This window comes from Catellatospora sp. NPDC049111 (assembly GCF_040648615.1).
Lineage (GTDB): Bacteria > Actinomycetota > Actinomycetes > Mycobacteriales > Micromonosporaceae > Catellatospora > Catellatospora aurea.
Window position 1 is genome coordinate 26,716 of record NZ_JBEZEB010000021.1, and the last position, 17,120, is coordinate 43,835.

Sequence of the window (17,120 nt, forward strand, 5' to 3'; positions counted from 1 at the left end):
AACCACCGTCGTCAGTGGAGGAGCAGCCGAAGGTGCGCCGTGCTCACGTCATCGCCGCCTGGGCGGTCTGCACCCTGCTGGGCGGTCTGCTGCTGGCCGTGCCCGACGACGGCCCGCGCCTGATCTCGTTCAGCGACGCGCACGGCCCCGGCCTGCTCGACACGGTCGGCGCGGTGCTGGCGATCGCCGGGTCGGTGCTGGCCTGGTGGTGGATCTGGCGCGACCGCCGCCGGCTGGCCGCCGCACCGCTGTGGTGGCAGGTCACCGCGCCGATCGCAGGCGGGCTAGGCGTCGGCCTGGTCGTCGCGTCGGTGTTCGGCGACTTCGCGCTGTGGTGGGCGGTCGGCGCGGTACTGGTCACGCTGGTGCAGGTCGGGCTGTTCGTCTCGGTCAGCGGCGTCGGCGCGCACCGGCCCACCCGGCTGCGGGTCACCGGATACGTCACCCGGGGCGCGAACGACGCGCTGGAACTGCTGGTCTTCGAGTATCCGAGCACCCCCGGCACGCACCTGCCCGGCGGCGGCGTCGAACGGGGCGAGCTGCTCAACGACGCGATGGTCCGGGAGACGTACGAGGAGACCGGGGTGTCCGGCCCGCTGTCCGTGCTCAGCGTGGTGGGTGTGCAGAGCGGCCGGTTCGCCGACACCCGGCGGCCCTACCTCAACGTCTACTTCCACCTGCGCGCCGACGACGAGCGCGCCCAGTGGCGGCACACCGTCATCGGCGACCCCGGCGTCTGGGACACCGGCCTCGTCGTCACCTGCCGCTTCATCCCCCTGGCCAAGGCCCGCGAGCTGCTGCGCGACACTGGCAACACCCAGCACGCCTTCCTCGACCTGCTCGCCGTCCCGGCGGCCAACCCGCTGTCCTGACAGGCGCGCCGCGCCGGTCGGTCACCACCAGCTCGCGATCCACAGGACCAGCAGCGCCAATCCGGCGGCCCACCCGGCCCACAACCCCCTGCGCCAGCCTGCCCCGCCGTACCCGGCGCCCCAGGCGACCAGCGCCAGCAGCACCGCCTCGCCGCTCAGCAGGAGGCAGACCGACGAGTAGAACACCGCGAACCTGCCACCGGCTTCAAGGTCGCCATCGGCCTCGGCCACCGCGACCCTCGCGGCGGCCAGGACCACCCCGACGACCGCAGCGTGCCCCAGCATGCCCGACAGCACCGCGCCCGCCGTCCGGCGCACCCCGGTCGGGGCCGGCACGGCCGTGGTCCCGCCGGTCGATGCGGGTGCGGTCGGGGTGAGCGCGCCCGTCCCGCCGGTCGATGCGGCGGGTTCCGTCGGGGCCGGCACGACGGACGTCCCGCCGGTCGGCGCGGGTTCGGTCGGAGTCGGCACCGGGCGACTGTACTCGCGGGAAGATCGTCGGGCGGACGGGGTGCGCTACCATCCGGGCCGTGGCGTCCCCTCGTGAACGTTTTCCGTTGCTGTTCGCCCCGCAGCGCTGGGAGTGGGCCGGCGTGGACTGCCGGTTCTCCACCACGCCGCCCGCCGACGGGCTCGTCACCAACGTGCACGTCGTCGGCTTCGACGGGGACCGCGTCGTGCTCTGCCGGGATGACCGCGACGTGTGGTTCCTGCCCGGCGGCACCCGCGAGCCCGACGAGAGCGTCGCCGCGTGCGCGGCCCGCGAGCTGCGCGAGGAGGCCGGCGCGGTGCTGCGCGGCCCGCTGCACGTCATCGGCGCGCACCATGCCGTGTCCGACCTGCTGGCGCCGTACCGGCCGCACCAGCCGCACCCGGAGAAGGCCTGGCTGTGGTGCTTCGCCGAGGTCGGCATCGAGGGCGAGCCCGACAACCCCGACGACGGCGAGACCGTCCTGGAGGTACGCGCGCACCCGCTCGCCGAGGCGCTGCGCCTGCTGCTCACCGACGGCTCCTGGTATCCCGAGCTGGTCACCCTCGCCGCCGAACAACGCGCCGCGGGCACCGCACCACCCTGGTGACGCAACGGGTCAGGGGCGGTCGGTGGGTTCTGCCGGGCGGAGGGGGACGACGAGGTAGCGGAGGTCGACGCCGGGATCGGGGGACGCCGTGGTGAACGCGGTGGGGCGCAGCGCGGACTGGATCTCCAGGCGCGCTTGGCGGCCCGCGAACGGGCGCAGCGCGTCGAGCAGGTAGCGGGCCTGGTATTGCCGGGTCAGCCGGTCGCCCAGCAGGTCGGCCTTGAGCGTCTCGGACGACTCCCCGGCCAGCGGGTCGCTGCCCCGCACGGTCAGCTCGCCGTCGCCGAGTTCGAGGGTGACCGCGCCGCGCGGCCCGGCGTAGTGCGCCGCGCGCCCCACCGCCGCGGCCAGCTCGTCGGCGTCCACCCGCACCGTCGCCTCGGCCTGCGTGGCCAGGAGCTGGTCGAGTTGCCGGTCGGGGAAGGCCACCGCCAGCGAGGCCGTGCCGACCGTCCAGCCGGGCCAGGACAGCGCGAACCGGCCGTCCTCGGCGTGCAGGCCCACCTCGGCCGCTCGGCCCGCCTGGCGGCCCAGCTCGGCCACCAGCGCGGCCGGGATCAGCACGTCCAGCTCCGCGCCGGGCTCGGGCCGCCAGGCCGGGCGCGCCGCGGCGAGCCGGAAGCGGTCAGTGGCCAGCAACGAGACCACCGCGCCCGCCGAGCGCATCCGCACGGCGGTGAACAGCGGCAGCGCGTCCTCGCGGGAGGCCGCGCCGGCGACCGCGGCCGCGGCCCGCCAGTCCGCTCCCGCGAGCACACCCCGCTGCGCGGGCGCCTGCGGCGGGCGGGGGAAGCTGTCGAGGTCGAGCGTGGGCAGCGCGAAACGGGCCCGCTCGGTGCGCACCGCCAGCCGGGATCCCTCGGTGCACAGGCGCAGCTGCGGGGCGTCGAGCGTGGCCACGGTGTCGGCCAGCGCGCGCCGCGACACCACGGTCTCGCCGTCGGTGTGCGCCGTGGCGGCCACTCGCACCCTGGCCCACGCCTCGCCGTCGGAGGCCGCCAGCTCCAGCCCTTCGGCGTCGGCGCGCAGCAGCACTCCCGCCAGCGCCGGCTGGTGCGCCCGCACCGGCAGCAGCCGCAACAACTGCGCCGCCGCCTCGGCCAGCGGCCCCGCCCCCACACTCACGTCCAACGCCATGCCCCGCACGCTAACCACCGCGTACGACATCGTCCGCCCCGCCGGCACCGCAACGCCCAAGATTCGCTCGACTTGCCAGGCAGGTGGGCGTATCCGCGCTCAAGATACGCACGATTGCCCGGCAAGTCGGATGACCTTGCGGCGCACGGCGCACGGCGCGCGCGGTGGCGGGGCGGACGTGGCGGGGCCGGTAGGGTGCGGCGGGTGGACGAGACGACCCGGCGGGCGGTGGACGCGGCGGTGGGGTGGCTGGACGCGCACCACGGCAGCGGCCCGCAGCAGCAGACCATGCGCATCCTCAAGGTGACCGAGGAGGCGGGCGAGGCGGCCAGCGCCTGGATCGGCGTACAGGGGCAGAACCCGCGCAAGGGCGTCACGCACGCACCGCGCGAGGTCGCCGACGAGCTGGCCGACGTGGCCCTGGCGTCGTTCGTCGCGATCCGCAGCCTCGGCTTCGACCCGGCGGAGGTGCTGTCGGCCAAGGCCGGCAAGGTGCTCGACCGCATGGCCGCCCACCAGCGGCTCACCGCGCAGCGCAGGCCCGGCCCGGACGCCGGGTAGGCGTAAGGACCACGGGCCGCGTCGATGCGTGATCATGCGGGTGGTTCGCTCGTTGCACCTGCGTAGCTCCCTCGACGCACGGAAGTGAGCCCGCAGATGGTGATCAAACGGCGTTCGCTGCTCGGCGGCGCGGCCGTGGCGGGTGGCCTGTTCGCCGCCGGTCCCTTCGGCGGGTTCCTGGCCCGCGAGGCCGCGCCGAAGCCGCCCACCCGGATCAAGCTCGCGCCGGCGGCCGACCTGCGCGACGGCGTACCGCGGCTGTGGGTGCCGGAGGGCTTCGCCTACCGCTCCTTTCACGACACCGAGTGGCCGGTGGTGCTCGACGACGGCAGCCGCCTGCCGGGCAGCCACGACGGCATGGGCGCGTTCCAGGCGCCGGGCGGCAACACGATCCTGGTCCGCAACCACGAGGTCAAGGTCACCGGGCAGGCGTTCGGTCCGGCCAACGTCACCTACGATCCGGCGGCCTGCGGCGGCACCAGCACGGTCGAGGTGACCCGGTACGGCGAGGTGGTGCGTTCGCACACCAGCCTGAGCGGCACGCACACCAACTGCTGCGGCGGGCGCATGCCGTGGGGCACGTGGGTCAGCTGCGAGGAGACCGTCAACGGGCCGGACGTCGCCGGGCTGGGCAACTACCTGCTCAAGGAGCGCCACGGCTTCATCTTCGAGGTGCCCGCGCAGGGCGCGGTGGAGCCGCAGCCGATCACCGCGGCGGGCCGCTTCGCGCACGAGTCGGTGGCGTACGACCCGGACGGCGGCGCGCTCTACCTGACCGAGGACAACTTCGCCTTCGCCAGCTGCTTCTACCGCTACCTGCCGCCGCGCGCGCCGGACCCGCTGCGGGCCGACGGGCGCGGCATCGCCGACGGCGGGCGGCTGCAGGCGCTGGCCGTGAAGGGCCGCCCCCGCCTGGACCTGGCCGCGGCGCAGGAACCCGGCGCGGTCTTCCCCGTCACCTGGGTCGACATCGACGACCCGGCGCCGCGCTTCCCGTACACCGAAGGGGTGCCCGCGCCGACCACCGAGCACCAGGCGCTGCGGCACGTGGGCGACCAGGGCCGCGACGGCGGCGCGGCGCTGTTCTCGCGGCTGGAGGGCTCCACGTACCGGCAGGGCGTTGTGTACTTCACCTCCACGCAGGGCGGCGGCCGGCCGGAGAAGGACGAGGGGCCCTTCGACAGCGGCTACGGCAACGGCCACGGGCAGATCTGGGCGTACCACTGCGCGGAGGAGGTGCTGCGGCTGGTGTACCAGTGCCCGGCCGTGGACGGGCTGGACTTCCCGGACAACATCACCACCAGCCCCAACGGCACGCTCATCCTGTGCGAGGACGGCGCGAACAACAACTACGTACGCGGCCTGACCCGGCACGGGGAGGTGCTCGACATCGCGCTCAACCGCCTCACCAACCGCGCCGGGGTGTCGCGTGAGCGCGACGAGTTCGCGGGCTGCGCGTTCAGCCCGGACGGGCACACGCTGTTCGTGAACGTGCTGGCGATCCACGGCATGACCATCGCGATCTGGGGGCCCTGGGCGAAACTCGGGATCTGAGCGCGGCCCCAGCTCAGGGCCGATATCAGGGTGGAAAACCACTAGGTGCTCAGGTCCAATTGCGAGATCATCGACGTATGGGCACTCTGCCGCAGCTGTCGACGAACCTCACCCTCGACGACTCCGACACTCCTCGCGACGTCGTCGACGCGATGATCCTCGCCCCGTTCAGCACGGGCGAGCAGCCGTACGCCCACACCGCCCGCCTGCCCCGGGTCCGCAAGGACGCCGCCCTGCTGCCGGAGGAGGGACACGTGCTGCGCGTGGCCACCGACGACGGCCTGCGCAGCCACCTCGCCGCGGGCGACGGCTGGACGCTGCGGGCCGCGCGCTGGCGTGGCGGCGTCGCCGAGGTGACGGTCACCGCGACCACCGAGGAGCTGGCGCTGCGCATCCTCGACGCGGCCACGCGCAACGCGCGCGAGGAGCACGCCGAGCGTGCCGACACGGTGCCGATGGGCTTCTGGCACCACTCGGCCAAGCGCGGCGCGCAGCGCAGCACCCGCCCGATCACCACCCCGGCCTGGGACGCGATCCGGGACAACTACTCCGCCGACGTGGCGGGCTCGCTGGAGCGCCTGATGACGCTCACCCCGGACTCGATCAGCGGCCGCCTGCTGCTGCTGCACGGCGTGCCCGGCACCGGCAAGACCACCGCGCTGCGCGCGCTCGCGCGGGCATGGTCGTCGTGGTGCCAGGTCGACTGCGTGCTCGACCCGGAGAACCTGTTCCACGACTCGAGCTACCTGATGGAGGTCGCCATCGGCGACGACGAGCAGGAGGAGCGCCGCTGGCGGCTGCTGCTGGTCGAGGACTGCGACGAGCTGATCTCCTCGGCCGCGAAGGCCTCCAGCGGCCAGGCGCTGTCGCGCCTGCTCAACCTCACCGACGGCCTGCTCGCCCAGGGGCGTGACGTCCTTGTCGGGCTGACCACGAACGAACCGCTCAACAAGCTGCATCCCGCCGTGGTCCGTCCCGGCCGGTGCCTGGCCCAGATCGAGGTCGGCCCGCTGCCCTTCGCGCAGGCGAGCGCCTGGCTGGGAAGCACGGTGGGCCTCAGCTCGTCGGGCGCGACACTGGCGGAGCTGTTCGCCATCCAGCGCGGCGACCGCGACCTCGTCCAGATCACCCCCGAACCCTCCACCGGCTGCTACCTGTGAACCGGGGCGTCACGAGCCACGTCCTTGCGTCGACGTTGGCCTATCTCGTCGAAAAATAGGCGATCGTTTTCGACGAGATAGGCCAACGTCTATTGCGAACGGGGCCCGGGGCCCGGGGCCCGGGTTCAGAGCAGGCGGCTGCGGCCCCAGCCGCGGTTCATGCGCCACACGGCGTAGCCGCCGGCCGCGGACGCCACCAGCAGCAGCACCCCGCAGCCGCGCAGCACGGCCGCGGCGTCACCGGCCGCCGCGCCGCCGAGCGCCTGCAGCGCCCAGTACCCCGGGGACGCGGGCGCGATCGTCTGCGCCCAGCCGGGTAGCAGCGACAGCGGCACCATCGCGCCGCCGAGCGTGGACAGCAGCAGCGCGCCGAGATCGTTGACGGCACCGAGCTCGCTGTGGCTGCGTACCGTCATCGCGGCCGCGGCCCCGAGCAGCAGCAGCGTCACCGCCCAGGCCAGGGCCGCCAGGGCGAGCAGGTCGGGGCGGGCGACCCGCAGGCCGAGCGCGACGACGCCGTACCCGAGCACCACCGCCTGCTGGGCCAGCAGCACCCCGCCGAGCGCGACCGCCTTGCCGGTCAGGATCTGCCACGGCGACGCGGGCGTGGCGCGCAGCCGGTCCAGGGTGTGCCAGGAGCGCTCGGTGAGCAGCGAGCCGCCGACGATGGACAGCCCCAGCAGCGAGAACAGCACCAGCATGCCGGTGACCGCGTGGGTCGTCCCCTGGTCGCCGATGGCGGCACGGTACAGCGGCCGCAGCACGGTGATCATCACGAGCGGCATGCCGATGCGGCTGATGACCGCCCCGGGTTCGGCGGCCAGCAGGGCCAGGTTGAGCCGGACGAGGGCGAGGCTACGCATGGTCGGCCGCCAGGGCGTGGTAGAGGTCGTCGAGGGTCTCGTGTCCGGTGAGTAGCTCGTCCTGGCTGCCCCGTTTGATGACCCGCCCGGCCCGGCACACCGCGAGCGTGGCCCCGAGATCGACCAGTTCGGGCAGGTAGTGAGTGGTGTACAGGACAGCCGCGCCGTCGGCGGCGTGGGCGCGTACGAGCCGCAGCAGCGCGGCGCGGGTGACCGGGTCGGCGCCGGTGGTGGGCTCGTCGAGCAGCAGCAGGGCGGGCCGGTGCAGCATCGCGGTCGCGGCCTGGGCGCGGCGGCGCTGCCCGCCGGAGAGCAGTCCGACGGGGCGGCGCAGCACGTCGGTCAGGCCGAGCGCCTGGGCCGTTTCGTCGATCGCCTGCCGCAGTGCCCTGCCGCGCAGTCCGGCGAGTGCGCCGAACAGGCACAGGTTGCGTTCGACGGTCACGGACAGGTAGAGCGCGATCTCCTGCGGGGCGAGGCCGACCAGGTGGCGGGCGCGGGCCGGCGGCAGGCCGCCCACGGTGACCGTGCCCGCGTCGGGGCAGGTCAGGCCGGTGACGACCTCGACGAAGGTGCTCTTGCCGGCGCCGTTGTGGCCGATCAGGCCGCAGATCTCACCGGGCGCGACGGTGAGGTCGAAGCCGTCGAGGGCGGTGACCAAGCCGTATGTCTTGCGCAGTCCCGACGCGTCCAGCATGCCGCGCCTCCTTGGTGATCTACGCTGTATAGATCTACACTGTAGAGCATGGCGGAGCTGGGTGTCGAGGCCAGGCGGCGGGAGATCCTGACCGCCGCGCTGGCGCTGGCCGACGAGCGCGGACTGGACGCGCTGTCCATGCGCGCGGTCGCGGCCCGGGTCGGGGTGACGCCGATGGCGCTGTACCCGTACGTCGGCAACAAGGACGCGCTGCTCGACGGCCTGGTCGACCTGCTGCTCGCCGAGCTGCTGCCCGCGGCGGCCACTCCCGGCGCGTGGGACGTGCGGCTGCGCGCCATCGCCCACGCGGGCCGCGCGCTGGCCCACCGTCACCCCGCCGTCTATCCGCTGCTGCTGTCGCGGCCCGCGATCACGCCCGACGCGGTGCGGCTGGTCGACGCGCTCTACGGCGCGCTGCTGGCCGCGGGCGTGCCACCGGCGCAGGTCCCGCGCCTGGAGCGCCTGGTCTCGACCTATGTGCTCGGCTACGCGGTCGGCGAGATCACCGGCCGCTTCGCGCCGGCCGACCCTCGCCGCCACGCCCGCGCCCAGGCGGCGGGCGGCGCGGCGCCATCGCATCAAGAGCTTTCGGGGGTACTGGCGCAGCCGCCCGACTGGGACGCCGAGTTCGCCGCGGGCCTCGACGACCTGCTGCGGGTGATCCTGAACCACGCCTCGACCGCCGTCACCGCGGCAGCCGCGCCACGCCGCGCCCGGTGACCCGGCACCGGCCCGTCCTTCCTGGTCAGTGGCGGACCAGCGTTAAGAAGGTGCCCTTCCGCTACGAATAGCGATGTGCAGGTGCCCTTCCTTTCGGTGGGGAGCTTGGCGGGGGTGCGGGAGTCTGCGATCGTTGGGCCGTGACCGTGTCTGGCAACGCTCCGCAGCCGTCCCATGTCGCGCTCGCCACGAGGCGGTGGGCTGATGCCCTGGTGGATGATTCAGGGCGCAACCAGCTGGCGTATTACCGCGATCTCAAGGCCGGCACGCTGCGGCTGGACGGCGCGCGGCCGGAGGCGGTGACCGTGCTGATGGCGGGCCGCACGGTGACGCTGCGTCAGTTGTTCGCCGATGAGGTCGCGCACGCGGACGCGATGCGGCGGACGCGGACCATCCGGACCCGGATGCGCACGCTGGCCGAGGAGCGGGGCGTCGACGTCGGTTATCTGGCCAGCGGGATCGCGAGCTGGTGGGAGTCGGACCGGACGCCGCGCTCGCCGGTGCTGCTGCACCGGTTGACGGTGCGCACGACCTCCGCCGCGGAGACCGACTTCGCGCTGACCCTCGATCCGGAGCCGACGGTCAACCCGGTGCTGCTGTTCAAGCTGTTCAAGGAGCACCGGCTCGACATCGACCCGGAGACGCTGCTCGACGCGCTGCCGGAGGGGCCGTACGATCCCGCGCCGCTGTTCGAGCAGCTGGCCAAGGCCGCGCAGGACGTGCGCGGCTTCACGGTGAGCCCGGAGCTGCTGGTCGGCACGTTCCTGTACGAGAAGCTGCCGATGGTCGCCGACATCACCGAGCACGGCGAGCTGCTGGAGAGCAGCGAGGTCATCGCCGCGCTGGCGGGCGACCCGCGGGCGTTGAGCGAGCTGTACGCCACCGCGCCGGTCGAGCCGGACGCCCCGGACCGGCTGCCCCCCGGTGACGAGTTCCTCGTGCTGGACGCGGACTCCTCGCAGAGCTACGCGGTCAACGCGGCGGTCGCCGGGCACCATCTGGTCGTCAAGGGTCCGCCGGGGACCGGCAAGAGCCAGACCATCGCCAACATGATCATGGCGCTGGCGGCACGGGGCCGCACCGCGCTGTTCGTCGCGGAGAAGCGCGCCGCCATCGACGCCGTGCTCGACCGGCTCAACCAGGTCGGCCTCGACGACCTCGTGCAGAACCTGCACGGCGACCAGGGCAGCCGCCGCGAGCTGGCCCGCGCGCTGGACTCGCGGCTGCAGCGGGCGCGCCACGAGACCCGGCCGACCACCGAGGACACCGACCGCAGCCTCGTCGACGCGCGCGGCGCGCTGGCCCGCCACCACGCGGCGCTGCACACCCGGCACGACCCGTGGGGCCTGTCCATGTTCGAGCTGCAGTCCCGCCTGCTGGGCATCAGCCCCGCGGACATGACCCCGCAGCGCTGGTCCGGCGAGGACCTGGCCCGCCTGGACGCGCCGGCCGCGGCCCGGCTGCGCGCCGCGCTGACGGAGCTGGCGCAGCTGGGCGCGTTCGACCCCGAGCCCGGCCCGGGTCCGTGGGTCCGCTCGACCGTGCCCGACCGCGCCACCGCGCAGCTCGCGTACACGCTGGCCGGGCAGGCGGCGACGACGCTCGCCCCGGCCCGACAGCAGATCACCGCGCTGGCCGCTCAGCTGGGCCTGTCCGTGCCGGGCACCCTGAGTTCCGCGCAGAAGATGGCCGCGCTGCTGTCCGACGTGGACGTCACGCTGCGGCGGCTGCGGCCGGAGGCGTACACCGCGGATCTCGCCGCCTGGGTCACCGCCTCGGCGGCCGGTCCCGAGCGCGGCGGCATGGGCTTCTGGCAGCGCCGCAAGGTGCTCAAGCAGATCCGGGCGCAGTGGATCGCGCCGGGCCGGCCGAGCACCGCCGAGCTGCACGAGGCCGCCGTCGCCGCAGCCGACGAGCTGGCCCGCTGGCGCGTGGTCAGCCGCGACGGTCAGCCGCCGCGCACCGGCCCTGCCGCCGCGCCGGCGCTGGCCGCGTTCGCCGAGTTCACCGGGGCGCTGGAGCCGCTGCGCGGGTACGTGCCGATCGACAACGACGACCTGACGCTGCTGCAGCCGGAGCTGGACCGGCTCGCCGGCGACCAGGCCGATCTGCTGCGCACCGCGCGCCGCAACGAGCTGGCCGCGGGGCTGGTGGAGTGGCGCGCCCGGCGGCTGCTGGACGAGCTGGCCACGCGCGGCGTCGGCGGCGACACCGCGCGGGCCGGGGCGGCGTTCGACCACGCGTGGCTCAGCTCGGTGCTGGAGCACGTGCGCTTCACCGACGAGCACCTGTCGGCGTTCCACGGCGCGGCCCTGCACGCGGCGGTGACCGAGTTCCACACCGCCGACGCCGCGCACATCACCGCCGCCGCGCAGCGGGTGCGGCACCTGGCCGCCCGCAACCTGATGGCGGTGCTCGACGAGTTCCCCGAGCAGCAGCAGCTGGTGCGCCGGGAGGCCGCGAAGAAGGCCCGGCACCTGCCGGTGCGGCGGCTGTTCGAGCAGGCCCCGGACGCGCTGACCGCGCTCAAGCCGTGCTGGGCGATGAGCCCGCTGCTGGTCAGCCAGGTGCTGCCGCCCCGGGTGCTGTTCGACGTGGTCATCTTCGACGAGGCCAGTCAGGTCGAGCCGGTCGACGGCGTGCCCGCCATCATGCGCGGCCGGCAGGTCGTGGTGGCCGGTGACGAGCACCAGCTGCCGCCGACGAACTTCTTCCAGCGCGCCGACGGCGACGCCGACCTCCCGGACGACGGCACCGCGCTCGGCGACGACGTCGAGTCGCTGCTGCAGGCGTTCGCGCACACCCTGCCGCTGCCGCAGGTGCGACATCTGGCCTGGCACTACCGCAGCCGCGACGAGCGGCTCATCGCCTTCTCCGACCGGCACGTGTACAGCCCGAACGGCAATGCGCTGACCACGTTCCCGGGCGCGGACGCCGGGGACTGCATCAGCCACGTGCTGGTCAGCGGCGAGGCCGACCCGGACGCGTCCGCCGAGAGCGGCTCCGCCGAGGTGCGCCGGGTGGTGGAGCTGATCCTCGCCCACGCCGCGCAGCGGCCCGCCGAGTCGCTGGGCGTCATCACCATGGGCATCACGCACGCCGAGCGGGTCGACGCCGCGCTGCGCCGGGCGCTGGCCGGCCGGCCGGAGCTGGAGCCGTACTTCGCCGAGCACGGGCACGAGCCGTTCTTCGTCAAGAACATCGAACGGGTGCAGGGCGACGAGCGCGACGCGGTGATCCTGACCGTCGGCTACCCGAAGGGCCTGGACGGGCGGATGCTGTACCGGTTCGGGCCGCTGAACACCAAGGGCGGCCACCGGCGGCTCAACGTGGCGATCACCCGGGCCCGCCGCCGGATGACGGTGGTCAGCTCGTTCACCCACCTGGACATGGACCCGCAGCGGCTGCGGGCCGAGGGCGCGGTGATGCTGCGCGACTTCCTGGCGTACGCCGCCTCCGGCGGCCGCCGCGAGTCGCTGGCCGCGACGACCTCCCCGGCGCTGAACCCGTTCGAGGCCGACGTGCTGGCCAAGCTCACCGCCGCGGGCATCCCGCTGGTGGTCCAGCACGGCATCGGCGGGCAGCGGATCGACTTCGCCGCGACCCACCCGGACGACCCGGAGCGGCTGGTGCTGGCGATCGAGGCCGACGGGGCGTCCTACCACGCCTCGCCGACGGTGCGCGACCGCGACCGGCTGCGCCAGCAGCACCTGGAACGGCTGGGCTGGCGCTTCCACCGGATCTGGTCCACGGACTGGATGCGCCAGCGCGAGGTGGAGATCGCCAAGGCGCGGGCCGTGTACGACCTGGCGGTGTCGGAGTCGGCCGGGCTGCCGGCGGACACCGTGGCCGAGGGCGTCACCCTGCGGCTGCCGTCGGCGACCGGGCGCAGCGGCCCGAAGCCCGAGCTGCCCGCGGCCGCGCAGATCACCGAGGTGCCGCGGCAGACGCTGGTGGACCTGATCCGCTGGATCGAGAGCGACGGCCTCAACCGCACCGAGGACGAGGTGATCGCCGAGGCCACCGCACAGCTGGGCTTCGCCCGCCGGGGTCCGCGCATCACCGAGGCGCTGCGCCAGGCACGGACCGAGGCACGGCGGGAGGCGGGACCTACTTCTTGACGGCGGCGCGCAGCACGTCGCGCACCGCGTCCAGCATCGGGATCTGGTCCAGTTCGGACGCGGAGTGCCAGCTGGGCTCGACCATGATGCCGTCGGGCTGCGGGCGCAGGTCGCCGCCGAGCACGGTCACGCCGTACAGCATGAACACGCCGTGGAAGTCGATGCCGCCGGTCAGCTGCCGGTGGTCGGAGCCGACCTCCAGCAGGGCGTCGACACGCACCTCCAGGCCCGTGGTCTCGGCGAACTCGCGCACGACCGTCTCGGCGGGGTGCTCGCCGTGCTCGATGGTGCCGCCGGGCGGCATCCATTTGCCGAGGTCCCCGTGGGCGCTGCGGCCGATCTGCACGAGCAGCACGGTGTCGCCCTCGCGCGCCAACCCGTACGCCGAGACCCGCTGCCACTGCCTGACCATCGTCACGATGAGAAAGCCTGCCATGTTCTCGCGCGGTCGCACAGATGGTCGAACCGCTGATTCGCCACTCAGAGGGCTTCTTCCTGCTCACACCTGCAGAATTCGGCCCGCGCGCCCGACACGCGGACGGTGACGGGGCAGCCGCGCGGCCCCGGTCGCCGGCCCAGCACCGGCCCGCGAGGCTGCCGCCCGGGTGGACGCGTCGCGAACAGCGGGTTGACCCGGCGAAATTCACCGATTCGGCGGAGGCGAAGTCGGCCTTTCGGTGAAACCGCAGTGACACAGGTCAAGGCCTATAGTCGCGGACATGGCACGTGACCCCGACTTCGACCCCTGCAAGCTGGTCGAGCACGGCTCCGGCGAGTTCAGCCTGATCTTCGACGACTTCGACGACTATGTGGACATCTTCGACGAGCAGGGCTGGCTCGGCAACGGCTACGCCTGGGAGGGCGTGGTGCAGGTGCTGCTGGCCGAACGCGCGCCCGAGGTGCTCGACCAGGTCGAGTTCGACTCCGAGGCCGACCTGTTCTCGGTGCGCGCCGCCGAGATCGAGCCGTTGCAGGAGGTGGCCGCCACCATCCGCGACGCGGTCGTCGACCTCGACGTGCTGGCCGACGCGATCACCCGCGCCGAGGAACAGGGCTTGCTGGACTGAATTCGGGTGCCCCGATCGGGTGGATCGGCTAGTTTCCGCCCATGCCCGACATGGTGTATCCAGCCAAGCCCCGCCCCGGCGACCGCATCGCGGTCCTGTCCCCCAGCGCCGGGGTGCCCGCGGTCTTCCCGGACGTGTACGAGCTGGGCCTGTCCCGGCTGCGTGACGAGTTCGGGCTGGTCCCGGTGGAGTTCCCGACCACCCGCGCGGCGTCGGCCACACCGCGTGAGCGGGCCCGCGACATCACCGCGGCCTTCGCCGACCCGGCGATCCGCGCGATCATCGCCAGCATCGGCGGCGACGACCAGATCACCGTGCTGCGCCACCTCGACGACGAGGTGATCCGGGCCAACCCCAAGCCGTTCTTCGGCTTCTCCGACAACACCAACCTGCTCAACCACCTGTTCCACCTCGGGGTGGTCGCCTTCCACGGCGGCGCGGTGATGACCTCGCTGGCCCGCGGCGGCGGCATGCACCAACTGTCGGCGAGCAGCCTGCGCGCTGCCCTGTTCACGCCCGGCTGGCAGGAGCTGACCGCCTCGGCCGACCACGGCGACGAGCCGAACGACTGGGCGGACGCCTCGCTGCGCGGTGTGCCGCCGCGTATGTGGCCGGTCGACGGCTGGCGCTGGGAGGGGCCGCGGCGCGTCGTCGAGGGGCCGCTGTGGGGCGGCTGCCTGGAGATCCTGTCCTGGCTGCTGCAGGCGGGCTTCGTCGGGCCGCCGGAGCGCTTCGACGGGCACGTGCTGGTCGTCGAGACCTCGGAGGAGATGCCCGCCGCCGAGGAGGTCTTCCGGACGCTGCGCAACATGGGCGAGCGCGGTCTGCTGGAGCGCTTCGGCGCGATCCTGGTCGGGCGGCCCATGGCCTGGAACTTCGAGCGGCGGCCCACGCCGGGGCAGAAGGCGGTGTACCGCGACGAGCAGCGCGACGCGGTCCGGCGGGCCGTGGCGGCGTACGCCCCGGACGCGGTGCTCGTGTTCGACCTGGACATCGGCCACACCGACCCGCAGCTGATCCTGCCGGTCGGCGGGGACGTGCGGGTCGACGCGGTCGAGCAGCGGATCAGCGTGCGCTACTGATCACGGCTGATCGGGCGGCGGGACGACGGCGACGCGGGTCTGCGGCAGTCCCTCGGGGTGGTGCTCGCGCACGTACGCGATGAGCTTCTCGCGGATCTCGCAGCGCAGGTCGTAGGCCTTCGCCGCGTCGTCGGCCGAGGCCAGCACGCGCACCACCATGGCGGTCTCGGTGGTGTCGACGACCTGCAGCACCCAGTCCCGGCGGTCCCACAGCGGCGACGCCTCCACGACGCGCTGCGCCTGCTCGCGCAGCGCGTCGACCGGCATGCGGTGGTCCAGGTAGAGGATCGACGCGCCGAGCACCCGGGCGTCGTTGCGGGTCCAGTGCTGGAACGGCGTGGTGGTGAAGTAGGTGGTGGGCAGCACCAGCCGGCGCTCGTCCCACAGCCGGACCACGACGTAGGTCAGCCGCAGCTCCTCGATGCGGCCCCACTCCCCCTCGACCACGACCACGTCGTCGAGGCGCAACTCGTCGGTGAAGGCCAGCTGCAGGCCGGCGAAGATGTGTGCCAGGGTGGCGTGCGCGGCCAGCGCCGCCACGACACCGGCCAGCCCGGCCGAGGCGAGCAGGGACGCGCCGAGGGCGCGCAGCGGTGCGAAGGTCATCAGGATCGACGCGACGGCCAGCAGGGTGACGGTGACCGCGGTGAGGCGGCGCACCATGCCGATCCGGGTACGCGCCCGCCGGTAGCGCCGGTTGTCGGCGACGTCGACGGGCAGCCGCCGGAACGCGGCGTCCTCCAGCACGAACAGCACCCGCACCGCCAGCCAGGCCGACGTCGCGATCAGAGCGATGACCAGCGTGTGGTGCACGACCTCGCGGGCCGGTCCGGTCAGCCCGGTGAACGGCAGCGCCACCATCAGCGCGACCACCACCAGCACGGCCCGGAAGGCCCACCGACAGGCCTGGCTGAGCTGTTCCAGGAACCGGCGGTACCTGCGGCGGGCGACCAGCCGCACCACCAGTCGCGACAGCCAGCCCACGACCACCGCCACGCCGATCGCCGCGATCACGACGACCGCCGCCCGCATCAGCTGCTCGGCTTCCATCAGCAGCTGCCGGTGCTGGTCGGCGTCACGGCGTCACCTCTCACGGCGGGGTACGAGATCACGTTCTCACCCCTACCCGCGCCCCCGAACGGAAAACGCCGCCTTCACCGGACCGGAAGGCCTGGTGAAGGCGGCGTATCGGGCGTGCCGAGGGGTCAAGCCCGGCCCGGACCCGCGACGTGTCAGAGGTTGGCCAGCAGCTCGACCGGCGCCTCGACGATCTTGCCGGCGGGCTTCTCGACCGTCACCGGCTCGCCGTAGGCGGAGTACGTCACGACCATGTCGGTGATGCCCGCCTGCGGCACGGCGTCGCCCACGGCCATCGTCATGGTGAGCAGGCGGCCCTGGTCGTCCAGGGTGGCGGTGAACGGCACCGCGGTGGCCTTGTCGCCCAGCGCGGCGGCCGCGGCCGCGTTCATGGTCGGCGACTTGGTCATGTCGATGGTGCCCTTGACCTTGTTGGTGCCGTCCCAGCTGACCTGCGCGGCGGTGCGCAGCAGGTTCTCGCTGAACGACGGGTCCTCCAGCGACTTGCGCACGGTGCTGTTCGGGCCGAGCTTGGTGACGTCGACGTGCATCCAGTCCTTGGGCAGGCCCGGGACGCCGGCGTACTTCAGCCAGACCTCGTCACCGATCTGCACGGTGTCCATGGTCAGGTTCTGCCCCATGGCGCCGATCACCATGTTCATGGCGACCTTCTTGTTCGGGCCGTCGACGCTGCCGGTGGCCTTCATCGAGGCGGCGCCGCCCATGGTCATGGTGATCTTCGCGGTGGTGGTCTTCAGCTTGCCCGTCGCGGCGGTGAGCGCGTCGGCGGCCGAGGCCTGCGCCTGCGTGGAAGCCGCCGCGGCCGACGGCGTCGCGCCGGGCTCGGCCTTGGAGGCCGGCTGGCAGCCGGCGACGAGCGCCGCGGCCGCGATCAGGCCGACCGCCGCGATACCCAGACGTCGTGTCCTCACGTGCATGTCCCTCCCCTTTCGAATCCCCGGCAGTCGCACCGGGGGCACAGCTCAAGGAGCCTAGAAGGCGTTCGCCAATGTCGCCTGTCGAGCGGGTGACGTCTTGACGTCACTGCCCGCGTCCGTGATCATCGACAGCGACCTGTCGCGACCTCGGCGGACACCGCATGACCTGCCTGCGGACCGTACGGGCTGAAA

General features: G+C 73.5%; 16 protein-coding genes. 9 read left to right on the forward strand and 7 right to left on the reverse strand.

The genetic code is table 11. The features are described from left to right. The first annotated feature begins 32 nt into the window (after positions 1-32). On the forward strand, positions 33-872 hold the full coding sequence (locus tag AB0B66_RS25520; RefSeq protein WP_360534572.1) for an NUDIX domain-containing protein: 840 nt from the start codon (positions 33-35) through the stop codon (positions 870-872). 21 nt (positions 873-893) lie between these two features. Here AB0B66_RS25520 and AB0B66_RS25525 read toward each other — a convergent pair whose 3' ends face one another. After that, the gene (locus tag AB0B66_RS25525; protein ID WP_360534574.1) at positions 894-1,343 is read right to left on the reverse strand and encodes a hypothetical protein; all 450 of its coding nucleotides are present in this window, start codon (positions 1,341-1,343) and stop codon (positions 894-896) included. Positions 1,344-1,402: 59 nt separating this feature from the next. On the opposite strand from AB0B66_RS25525, the gene AB0B66_RS25530 reads away from it, so the two are divergent. Then, complete coding sequence (locus AB0B66_RS25530; protein WP_360534576.1) at positions 1,403-1,951, forward strand: NUDIX hydrolase; 549 nt, start codon at positions 1,403-1,405, stop codon at positions 1,949-1,951. A gap of 9 nt (positions 1,952-1,960) precedes the next feature. Here the strand turns inward: AB0B66_RS25530 and AB0B66_RS25535 are convergent, their stop codons facing one another. Next, positions 1,961-3,088 carry a DNA polymerase III subunit beta gene (locus AB0B66_RS25535; protein WP_360534578.1) on the reverse strand — a complete coding sequence of 376 codons (1,128 nt, stop codon included), beginning with the start codon at positions 3,086-3,088 and terminating at the stop codon, positions 1,961-1,963. A 204-nt stretch (positions 3,089-3,292) separates the two neighbouring features. On the opposite strand from AB0B66_RS25535, the gene AB0B66_RS25540 reads away from it, so the two are divergent. The 3 genes from AB0B66_RS25540 (at position 3,293) to AB0B66_RS25550 (ending at position 6,363) form a co-directional block, all read left to right on the forward strand. Further along, the gene (locus AB0B66_RS25540; protein WP_360534580.1) at positions 3,293-3,649 is read left to right on the forward strand and encodes a MazG-like family protein; all 357 of its coding nucleotides are present in this window, start codon (positions 3,293-3,295) and stop codon (positions 3,647-3,649) included. 96 nt (positions 3,650-3,745) lie between these two features. Further along, a complete protein-coding gene (locus AB0B66_RS25545) occupies positions 3,746-5,203 on the forward strand; it encodes an alkaline phosphatase PhoX (RefSeq protein WP_360534582.1) in 1,458 nt (485 codons plus the stop codon). A gap of 77 nt (positions 5,204-5,280) precedes the next feature. Next, positions 5,281-6,363, forward strand: coding sequence for a DUF5925 domain-containing protein (locus tag AB0B66_RS25550; protein ID WP_360534584.1), 1,083 nt, complete (start codon positions 5,281-5,283; stop codon positions 6,361-6,363). A gap of 125 nt (positions 6,364-6,488) precedes the next feature. Here the strand turns inward: AB0B66_RS25550 and AB0B66_RS25555 are convergent, their stop codons facing one another. Then, a complete protein-coding gene (locus AB0B66_RS25555; protein ID WP_360534586.1) occupies positions 6,489-7,226 on the reverse strand; it encodes an ABC transporter permease in 738 nt (245 codons plus the stop codon). Then, positions 7,219-7,923: an ABC transporter ATP-binding protein gene (locus AB0B66_RS25560; RefSeq protein WP_360534588.1), complete on the reverse strand. Its 705-nt coding sequence runs from the start codon at positions 7,921-7,923 to the stop codon at positions 7,219-7,221. Before AB0B66_RS25560 ends, AB0B66_RS25555 begins: the two co-directional genes overlap by 8 nt. A gap of 48 nt (positions 7,924-7,971) precedes the next feature. On the opposite strand from AB0B66_RS25560, the gene AB0B66_RS25565 reads away from it, so the two are divergent. Together AB0B66_RS25565 and AB0B66_RS25570 are read left to right on the forward strand one after the other, a co-directional pair. Next, positions 7,972-8,643, forward strand: a complete 672-nt coding sequence (locus AB0B66_RS25565; protein WP_360534590.1) for a TetR/AcrR family transcriptional regulator — start codon at positions 7,972-7,974, stop codon at positions 8,641-8,643. A 212-nt stretch (positions 8,644-8,855) separates the two neighbouring features. Next, positions 8,856-12,764 (forward strand): AAA domain-containing protein, encoded by a 3,909-nt coding sequence (locus tag AB0B66_RS25570; protein ID WP_360534592.1) that lies wholly within the window; start codon positions 8,856-8,858, stop codon positions 12,762-12,764. Here AB0B66_RS25570 and AB0B66_RS25575 read toward each other — a convergent pair. Beyond that, the gene (locus tag AB0B66_RS25575) at positions 12,754-13,176 is read right to left on the reverse strand and encodes an NUDIX domain-containing protein (protein ID WP_360534771.1); all 423 of its coding nucleotides are present in this window, start codon (positions 13,174-13,176) and stop codon (positions 12,754-12,756) included. The two genes, AB0B66_RS25570 and AB0B66_RS25575, sit on opposite strands and share 11 nt — an antisense overlap. A gap of 307 nt (positions 13,177-13,483) precedes the next feature. On the opposite strand from AB0B66_RS25575, the gene AB0B66_RS25580 reads away from it, so the two are divergent. Then, positions 13,484-13,831 carry an Imm51 family immunity protein gene (locus AB0B66_RS25580; protein WP_360534594.1) on the forward strand — a complete coding sequence of 116 codons (348 nt, stop codon included), beginning with the start codon at positions 13,484-13,486 and terminating at the stop codon, positions 13,829-13,831. A gap of 41 nt (positions 13,832-13,872) precedes the next feature. Next, a complete protein-coding gene (locus AB0B66_RS25585) occupies positions 13,873-14,913 on the forward strand; it encodes a S66 peptidase family protein (RefSeq protein ID WP_360534596.1) in 1,041 nt (346 codons plus the stop codon). On the opposite strand, the gene AB0B66_RS25590 is transcribed toward AB0B66_RS25585, so the two are convergent. Both AB0B66_RS25590 and AB0B66_RS25595 read right to left on the reverse strand, forming a co-directional pair. Continuing rightward, positions 14,914-15,963 carry a mechanosensitive ion channel domain-containing protein gene (locus AB0B66_RS25590; protein WP_360534598.1) on the reverse strand — a complete coding sequence of 350 codons (1,050 nt, stop codon included), beginning with the start codon at positions 15,961-15,963 and terminating at the stop codon, positions 14,914-14,916. 182 nt (positions 15,964-16,145) lie between these two features. Further along, positions 16,146-16,922 carry a hypothetical protein gene (locus AB0B66_RS25595; protein ID WP_360534600.1) on the reverse strand — a complete coding sequence of 259 codons (777 nt, stop codon included), beginning with the start codon at positions 16,920-16,922 and terminating at the stop codon, positions 16,146-16,148. Positions 16,923-17,120: the final 198 nt, after the last annotated feature.